This window comes from Streptomyces sp. NPDC102274, from assembly GCF_044766385.1.
In the GTDB taxonomy this organism is placed as follows: Bacteria; Actinomycetota; Actinomycetes; order Streptomycetales; family Streptomycetaceae; genus Streptomyces.
In genome coordinates this window covers 1-8,211 of sequence record NZ_JBIWLW010000087.1, presented here as the reverse complement: position 1 = coordinate 8,211, position 8,211 = coordinate 1, and the positions used below count along the sequence as shown (strand labels likewise).

7 protein-coding genes and 2 pseudogenes are annotated in these 8,211 nt (G+C 62.5%); 4 read left to right on the top strand and 5 right to left on the bottom strand.

The genetic code is table 11. The features are described from left to right. Window positions 1–167: 167 nt before the first annotated feature. Both ACIRQP_RS41450 and ACIRQP_RS41445 read left to right on the top strand, forming a co-directional pair. On the top strand, window positions 168–488 hold the full coding sequence (locus ACIRQP_RS41450; protein ID WP_403900510.1) for a transposase: 321 nt from the start codon (window positions 168–170) through the stop codon (window positions 486–488). Further along, entirely contained in the window at window positions 485–916 is a 432-nt protein-coding gene (locus ACIRQP_RS41445; RefSeq protein WP_403900508.1) for an IS3 family transposase, read from the top strand. Before ACIRQP_RS41450 ends, ACIRQP_RS41445 begins: the two co-directional genes overlap by 4 nt. A 163-nt stretch (window positions 917–1,079) precedes the next feature. On the opposite strand, the pseudogene ACIRQP_RS41440 reads toward ACIRQP_RS41445, so the two are convergent. From ACIRQP_RS41440 to dcd, 5 genes and pseudogenes are all read right to left on the bottom strand, one after another. Then, window positions 1,080–2,374, bottom strand: a pseudogene (locus ACIRQP_RS41440) (IS30 family transposase). Between the two features lie 607 nt (window positions 2,375–2,981). After that, window positions 2,982–3,419, bottom strand: coding sequence for an HIT family protein (locus ACIRQP_RS41435; RefSeq protein WP_403900506.1), 438 nt, complete (start codon window positions 3,417–3,419; stop codon window positions 2,982–2,984). Between the two features lie 90 nt (window positions 3,420–3,509). Then, complete coding sequence (locus tag ACIRQP_RS41430) at window positions 3,510–4,625, bottom strand: glycosyltransferase family 4 protein (RefSeq protein ID WP_403900504.1); 1,116 nt, start codon at window positions 4,623–4,625, stop codon at window positions 3,510–3,512. Beyond that, window positions 4,622–5,146, bottom strand: a complete 525-nt coding sequence (locus tag ACIRQP_RS41425; RefSeq protein ID WP_403900502.1) for a dCTP deaminase domain-containing protein — start codon at window positions 5,144–5,146, stop codon at window positions 4,622–4,624. The genes ACIRQP_RS41430 and ACIRQP_RS41425 overlap by 4 nt, the downstream gene beginning before the upstream one ends. Next, on the bottom strand, window positions 5,143–5,673 hold the full coding sequence (gene dcd / locus ACIRQP_RS41420) for a dCTP deaminase (protein WP_403900512.1): 531 nt from the start codon (window positions 5,671–5,673) through the stop codon (window positions 5,143–5,145). Before dcd ends, ACIRQP_RS41425 begins: the two co-directional genes overlap by 4 nt. 949 nt (window positions 5,674–6,622) lie before the next feature. On the opposite strand from dcd, the gene ACIRQP_RS41415 reads away from it, so the two are divergent. Next, complete coding sequence (locus tag ACIRQP_RS41415; RefSeq protein ID WP_403900500.1) at window positions 6,623–7,492, top strand: glycosyltransferase family 4 protein; 870 nt, start codon at window positions 6,623–6,625, stop codon at window positions 7,490–7,492. 553 nt (window positions 7,493–8,045) lie between these two features. Beyond that, window positions 8,046–8,211 (top strand): annotated as a pseudogene (locus ACIRQP_RS41410) (IS982 family transposase); the annotation flags it as partial.

Sequence of the window (8,211 nt, the reverse complement as noted above, 5' to 3'; positions counted from 1 at the left end):
AGCCCGGCGATCGCGGTGCCAGGAGTGTTGGTGGCGAAGCAGGTCAGGCGCATGCCGTTGGCGTCGGTGAAACGGAGTTGGGCGCCGGGGTGCGGTGAGCTGTACTGAGATTTGTGGAGTCCCTGATGCCAGGGTTACGGTCCTGGCGAAGGAGAACCACCAGCACCATGCCAGCACCCCGAAAATACCCGGACGAGCTCCGCGAGCGCGCGGTCCGCGAGGTCCGCGAGGTCCGCACCACCGGCCGCCCTATCGCGCACGTCGCCAAGGACCTCGGCATCCACAAGGAGGCCCTGCGCGGCTGGGTCCGTCAGGCCGAGGTCGACCACGGCGAACGGAACGACCGGCTCACCACCGCCGAGCATGACGAGTTGAAGCAACTCCGCAAGGAAGTCGCGGAGTTGAGGCGGGCGAACGAGATCCTCAAAGCCGCCAGCGTGTTTTTTGCCCAGGAGATCGACCGTCCCCGGACGAGGCCGAGCAGGTGATCGACCACCTGCGTGCGAACGGCCTCGGGGTCGATCCCGTCTGCCGGGTCCTCGAACTGTCGCCGTCGACGTACTTCGCCCGCAAGAAGCGGCCGAAGTCAGCCCGCCGGCTCCGCGACGAGCAGCTCATGCCGCTGATCGAGGAGATCCACGCGGAGTCGGGCGGCACCTATGGAGCCCGCCGGATCACCCGCGCCCTCAGGCGCAAGGGCGCCGAGGCGGCCCGCTGCACCGTCGAGCGGCTGATGGCCGAGCTCGGCCTCGAAGGCGTCATCCGCGGGCGGCGCCGCCGCACGACGGTCCCGGAGCCCACGGCCCCGCGCCCGCCGGACCTGGTCGACCGCGACTTCACCGCGTCACGGCCCGACGAACTGTGGGTGGCCGACATGACGTATGTGCGCACCTGGTCCGGGTGGGCGTATGTATAAGTTCGTCCTGGACGTGTATTCGCGGTGATCGTCGGCTGGCAGGTAGCGGGGCACATGCGGACCGAACTCCCGCTGGACGCCCTGGAGATGGCGCTGTGGAGACGGAGGATCAAGAAGGGCTCCGGTCTCATTCATCACAGCGACCGCGGGTCGCAACTTGGGTTCAAGGAGTCGTCGCAACACTTCCATTTTGTGTCGATAGTAGGTGACTGTTGAGAGTCTCGGAGGGCGTTCTCCAGCCAAGGGTCTTACGGGGTCTGCTGTTGAGGGCGGCGGCGACGGCAGAGAGGTCCTCGCGGGTATGCCTGCTGAGGTCGGTGCCCTTCGGGAAGTACTGCCGGAGCAGCCCGTTGGTGTTCTCGTTGGTCCCGCGCTGCCAGGGACTGTGCGGGTCGGCGAAGTAGATTTCCAGACCTGTGTCGATGCGGAGCTGGGCGTGCTGCGCCATCTCCGAACCCTGGTCCCAGGTCAGGGACTTGCGGAGCTGGGCGGGCAGGCCGGTGATCGCTTCTGTGAGGGCATCGCGTACGGCTTCGGCTCCGTGACCGGCCAGGGCGGGCCCGTTCTTGGCCCGTGTGCCGCCGTGGCCGGGCATGGGCGGCAGGTGCAGCAGCATCGCGAACCGGCTGGTGCGCTCCACGAGACCTCCTCGGTGACGAACTTCTTCCCCCGGCCCGCGGTGCGGGCCCGGGGCACCCGCAGTGCCCGACCAGTGCGCAGGCAGGCGACGAGCTCACGTTTCAGCGCTCCGCGGCCCTGAATGTAGAGAGCCTGGTAGATCGCCTCGTGCGAGATGCGCATGGACTCATCATCGGGGAAGTCGGCCCTCAGCCGGTTGGAGATCTGCTGCGGGCTCCATGATGTGGCCCAACGGCGGTCCTGACGCCTCGGCTTGTTCCGTCCCTTCCACCGCGGCGCCGCAGGTCCCGGCACCGTGGTGCCGTCCGGGTGGCGGAGCTCTCCGGCCAGGCGTTCCTGGACGTACTCGCGTAGCCGCTCGTTGCCGGACAGCTTGGACGGCTTCGGCCGTCGCGCGGCCAGTTCGGCCTTCCAATGCGCGGTCGAGGCACGGTAGGCGAGTTGTCCGTTGCGCGTGGCGGCGTTGCGCCGCAGTTCCCGCGAGATCGTCGAAGGCTGCCTGCCCAGCCTGCGGGCGATCTCCCTCACCCCTGTGTCCTGGGCGTTCAGCAGAGCGATCTCCTCGCGCTCTGCGAAGGAGAGATATCTGTCCGACACTGGGCCGAGCTGGATCGACGGCATCCCGCCACGTTCCCGGAATCACCGGGTTCCCACCGGCCCCGACACGCCACAGGCGATCGCCGCGTCCTCGCTGGTCAGCCCCTCGGCGATCTTCTTCCAGAAGGCGCGCTCCACGTCCCGGCGGACAGGCGGTCTGCCCGGCGACCGCATCGCCGGACGTCCCGTTACCGCCGTGGTCCACCCTGCCGGTCGCCCCATCGGACACCTCCATGATCGAGGTGTTGCGACGACCACTTGAATCCGCCCATTACACCTCGGCCGTGTTCCAACCGGGCTGCGACCGATACGGCATCCGCAGGCGCATGGGCAGGATCGGCTCGAGTTGTGGCAATGCTCTGGTCGTTTTTGGCAGGGACTGAAGCGAGAAGCGATGCACGCGAAGCCGTTCTACACCCGGGGGGGCATCTCACGCCGCGACATCCCTCACCAGATCACTCAGACACAGCTCAACGCACAAGCACGGGAGTTTCGGGTCAATAGGCGAGGCGATCGGCTCCTGTCCACACGTGGCCGCTCGCTCATATGTCAACGGCACGCTGACGGTTACATGGGATGTGACCGCTGCGACGGCCCACCTGCGGTCGAGTCGTGACGCTTCTCCATTTCTATTGCGAGGTGGCGTTCGAAGCGGTGGTCGAGGCGTGGCCTACGAGCCACGATCCGACTCACCCGATGACCGGTGGAGCGTGTCCCGTTCGCGGAGAGGTTTCATGGAAACGGTTCAACTGCCCGGCACCCGCAGTTGAACGCGTGGCCGTGGCCCGGTGGTGATGCCGTTGCCGCCGGGCTCCGGGACATGGGAAGGCTACGGCGCCCCATGCAGCAAGGAGAGGCGCTTCTGAGTGGCCGCGAGCTCACTCAGGTCTACGGGGTTGGCCGTCCACGGACGACAAAGGTGGTCGCCGGTCGTGCGCGGCACGAGGTGAACGTGTAAATGAAATATGTCCTGCCAGCCAGCCTCACGGTTCGCCTGGAAAAGAGTCAGGCCGTCCGGTTCCAGAACGTCGCGGACGCGCTGTGCCATACGGTGAACAGTTTTCATCACAGCAGCCGCGTCCTCTGCCGTTATTTCCCAGAGGGTCGCCGCGTGGCGTTTCGGGATGACGAGAGTATGACCGTCCGTCACCGCGGTGATGTCGAGAAAGGCCATCGTCAGGGCGTCCTCGAAAACGACAGCAGCGGGCTGCCTTCCTTGGGTGATAGCACAAAACACGCATTCATCCTGTGCCGAATTATTTCCCATTAATTACTCCAGCTGATGCACTGTCGCCGAGGCTGCCCGAAAACGTATTCGTGGGCAGGTGGAATATAGCGGGCACGTTGATCCGCGTGGTCAGGGCATGATATGCACAGAAAGATCGCTAAGCGCCAGGGCGGTCTTCGATAGGGGGAACCTCTTGCTGTTGGCCAATCCTGCGGCGCTCATCTCTTCGAGAAGACTCCGAGAAGCCCTGATCTTTTTGAGCTGAGTGGATAGTCCCTCGACGTCTCCGAAGTCCAGCGCAAGCCCGGAATCACCGACGACCTCGCTCAAGCCAGGCACAGGCTGGTACATGACCGGCAAGCCACATGCCTGCGCCTCGATGGCGACAAGCCCGAACGCCTCGAGTTTGAGCGAAGGGATTATTAGCAGATCGTGCTTGGCGAACTCGCGCCAAAGGCCCCTACGTGACAGCCATCCGAGATATCGCACGGCCGAGAGGTGGCCTCGCTGGGCAAACCTGGAATACTCGGTGGGGGGAGCTGCAATCGAGAGTTCCACTCCGTCGAGTTCAGCCACGGCGGAGAAAATGCTCAACGTGGTTTTCTCGGCTGTCAGCCGCCCGGCATAAAGGACGCGGAGAGTGGACGAATGACGCTGAGTCCGAATGCCGTGCTGGCGCAGGAGGTGGTCGGGAACCCCCCAAGGAATGTGTGCTATCCGGTCTAATTCGACGGGACTTATCATCCGCAAATGATCGGCCATTGCCGATGTGGGGACAACGATCGCGTCCGAAGTATCAACAGTCATTCGCAACACGTTTGCCTGGGTCTTATTTTCGGCGGCGTACAGCAGATCCGTGCCGTGTACGAAAGCGATCTTCGCCTGCTCAGGGAAGGTGCGCTGCAGTGCCGGCGTCGCCCCGAAGGTCAGATGCTGCAGATGAAGGACATCGTAGTCGGAGGCGGAAAAACGCTCCTTGAGCGCAATGCTCAGCCTGTCGACGTAGGCCCAGAAGCTATCTCCCGATATCGCCTTCCCGGGAACGGAGAGCAGGGTGGGAGATTTCACGGACGATCCAGAGACGTCCTCTGTTTCCGAGGACAGCATGAAGACGTCGGCGGGCAGGGGGCAGTCGGACTTGAGGTAGAGATCTCGAAGAAGTTCTACGCTTCCTCCCGGGCCATCGTGAGGGAGATCAATTCCGGTGAGAATGTGCGGGATGCCGGTTCCGGTGTCGATGGTCACGTAATCTCCTCGTAGAGGCGTGAATTTTCGATCCCACTGCTGTTGGTGTACTTACGACCCATGTTCTGGTAGCTCGCCATTTCCCCTTTGGCCTTGATAAAAATGATCTTACCGAAAGTCATTTTTGGATAGATGCGCACTGGGCGGACGACTCGTATTTCGAGAGTCCATCTGATGGCATGACCAACGTGGCCTAGAGGGGCTGAGACGTGAACCCATATGCCCAGCGTCCCCACCGTACGGTCCCCGTTGATCAATTGAGCGTATCGCTCAGACTGGGTCCGCTCATAGGTGACGCCGAGGTAGAGATTGCCTGGCAGTAGGACCATTCCTGTAGGTGGAATGATTTGCTCGACGAACCCCGACGAGTGCGCGGCATCCAGATCGGTATCACAGACCTGAATGGTTTCGCCCAGTCGCCAGTCGTAGGCGTTCGGTGAGAGCCGGCCCGGATCGAAAGGTTGGATGGCTATGTGACCGCTTTCGACCGCGTGGGTAATTTCTGATCGCGTGAGAATCACAGCTGCTCCTCGAGCTTGTCTCGCCAGTAGCGTGATTCCTGTGGACCGACAGCGCCCTGGTACTTTCCGGTGTACGGCTCGACGTCGCCAAGCGTGTCGAAGAACATGATCTGTCCGATCTTCATGCCGGGATAAACCCTGAGAGGCCTGACTGGGGAGAGCATGAGTGTCCACTGACCGTGAAAGCCAATATCTCCGATGGGGGCGGTTATTTCTACGAATAGACCAAGCCTACCGACCGAGGAGCGGCCGAACAGCAGAGGGACGAAGAAATCTGATCCGACTTCCTCCATTGTGTGGCCGAGGTAAAGCTCGTCCGGTTGCAGGACGTGTCCAGAATTGTCTATCTTGGTCGTCTCCGTGGGGTTCGGGTGATAGGCGTCGATGACATCGGACGAGTAAGTCAAAAGGGTCTCCCCAAGGCAGACGTTGTAACTGTTCGGGTTGACCTGTTCGTGATTGAAGGGTGAGATTCGGAGCTTTCCGCTGCCTGCGGATTTGATGATCTCGGGGCCTGTGAGTATCACAAATGACACCGCTTTCTGGTTCTTAGAGTTACTTTTGCCAGATCTTGATCGTTGGTGACAGGATGATGTATTGTTGCTTGCTCGAAGGTTTAGCCATCCTATTTCGTGGAGCTGTCCACGGCTCCCTTTTGGAAATCGAGGGTGCTCGGTGTATATTCGAGTACGCCTGAGTCGCGGCGGCGGTGCGGACCAGCATTTTCGCTTTGCTCATTCGATATATCCCCGCGCTGGAGAGGCTCATATTTTCGAATATGTCGTCATGGGTAACGGCCGTTGGTGATGGTATGCATGTAGGTAATGTTGCGTCAATCCTTCATGATCTTTCCGCATTGGCGAGCTGAGTGTCGCGGGGTGCATCGAAACGGAGAGTCCTGTCGGTCGGCGAAAGAGGGGGCTTGCGCGTTTACGGACGGGAATGCCTGGCCGGGCCGGGCCAGCACGGAACCCGCCGCCGACCAAGTGGCCGCAGGCCGTCTCTCGGCCTGGCGCAACGCTCGCCGGCTTTAGTTAGGCCGCTGCAAGGGCTTTCCGATGACCTGTGAGATCGATACGATGCGAACGCGCCTAAATCGGGAGACGTGGGCATTTTTCAGCATGCCCGTGTTGTGCCGAAAAGGTTAAATTTGGACTGAAGGGTCGAATTCCAGCAAGAGTAATGGGGAGCGGTATGAGAATCGGAGTTCTTTATCCAGCACCTGACGCGATTTCACCTGCGAACTGGTCCGGGGTACCCAGCAGCCTCGCCGCCGGTCTTTCGGAATGCGGGGGCGACGTGGTGCCCGTGGGCGCGGTCGTGCCCCGTGGCCTGCGCGAGGTGGTTGCCGGGCTGTCCAGGAGCACGGGAAGGCGAGGCGAGGTCGCTGCCCGCATGGGGATTAGCCGTTGGGCCTACACGAGGGCACTGTCGAACCAGTTGTCACGGGCTCTCCCGCTGGACGCTGTCGTGGCCATGGGCGCCGAACTGTACGACCTCCCCGCGGCGCTACCCGAGGAGATACCTGTCATCACCTTTGATGACGCCACGATGGTGCAACAGATCAGGGACCCCTATTCGGATGCCAGTCTGGCGAACATTCCTCCTAAGCTCTTTGCTCGCTCGGCAGCAAGCCAACGAGCGGCGAGCGAAGTCGCCACGGTGTGTTGTGTGGCCACTCGATGGGCTGCCATATCATTCGAGGAGGAATACGGCATCCCTTCCGAAAAGATCGTCGTTACGGGCATGGGCCATCGGCCGCGTTCGGCTGTGGCGGGCGAGGACCGTGATTGGTCAAGACCCAGATTCCTGTTCGTCGGATCCGAGTGGAAGGGGAAAAACGGTGCCGCAGTCCTGAAGGCGTTTGAGATGCTGCGTGAGCAAAGACCTGAGGCGTCGCTAGATCTGGTGGGTGACCACCCTCAGATAAACATGCTTGGCGTCACCACTCACGGATTCCTTGCCCGTGAGGACGCCTCGGCACAGCTTCTCCTGGACCATCTGTACGCGAAGGCCACGGGTTTTGTCCTGCCGAGTCTGTTCGAAGCGGCCGGCATCGCCTATCTCGAAGCGGCCTCGTCCGGCTTGCCGGTGGTGGCAACCATCAGGGGTGGAGCGCCCGAGGTTCTGAACGACGGCGCGATCGTCGTTGATCCCTACGATCCTGCGGCGCTGCTCGAGGCCATGCTCACTTTGTGCGACTCCGATACCGCGCGATCGATGGGCGCCAAGGCCTTTCAAGCCGCAGCGGCGTCGTCCTGGCGGAAGGTCGCCAGCCGCGTCCTCGATGCCCTGGTGTGCAGAACCCCGACGCGGGATGACCGAAGCGGTTCCTTTGGACAGTAGCGCGGTAGATGGACGGCCTTCGCCTCGGCCGAATGGAATTTCCGCTTCTCCGTCCATGCGCACCGACGATTTCCGGAGGCGTCTGCGTGCGCGTACTCGAGCGATCAAGCCGTCGGCGACGTGGGCGGTTCCGCCGGGTTCGGCCCTCAGCCGGAGACCATCTGCTCTGCCGTCCTCCAGGATGCCGTAGCCCTACCGCTGCCCCGGCCTTCTCCCGGCGGGCCGCGTGTCTCACGTCGCGTGAGAGCCGGGTTATACGACGGGCCGTTTTGCTGTTGCGGGCTGGTGGTGGGAATGCCGGTGGCCCGGATGTCGCGTCGGGTGGGCGCCGGGATCCACTGCTCTGGTGGGGTGATGCTCCTTGAGAGGACGGGAAGGTGCTGGTCAGCCGGGATTCGGCAGGGCTTGGAGCCGGTCGAGTGCGCCTGTTATGACGTCGGTCCAGTGCCGGTGCGTTGCGAGGCGGACATACCGGTGGCGGCCGGCGGTGACTAGATGAGTGAGTCCAAGGGATGGCCTGCGGACATGGCACGAGGGCGTCCAGTGTCGATGTGTGACGAACGACGTGGACACCCTCGCAACAGCACTCTATGCCCGGATCGACGACGAGTTGAAGGCTTCGCTATGGCTGGCTCCATGGCGTCCGAAGGTCGGGATCACGCCCACGCTCAGTGACGCGGAACTGCTCACGCTCGCCGTGATGTCAGCGTTGCTCGGCT

Excerpts from the sequence above, each read along its gene's own strand:
- ACIRQP_RS41435 (WP_403900506.1), bottom strand. The coding sequence starts at position 3,419 with ATGGGAAATAATTCGGCACAGGATGAATGCGTGTTTTGTGCTATCACC.
- ACIRQP_RS41450 (WP_403900510.1), top strand. The coding sequence starts at position 168 with ATGCCAGCACCCCGAAAATACCCGGACGAGCTCCGCGAGCGCGCGGTC.
- ACIRQP_RS41415 (WP_403900500.1), top strand. The coding sequence starts at position 6,623 with ATGGGCGCCGAACTGTACGACCTCCCCGCGGCGCTACCCGAGGAGATA.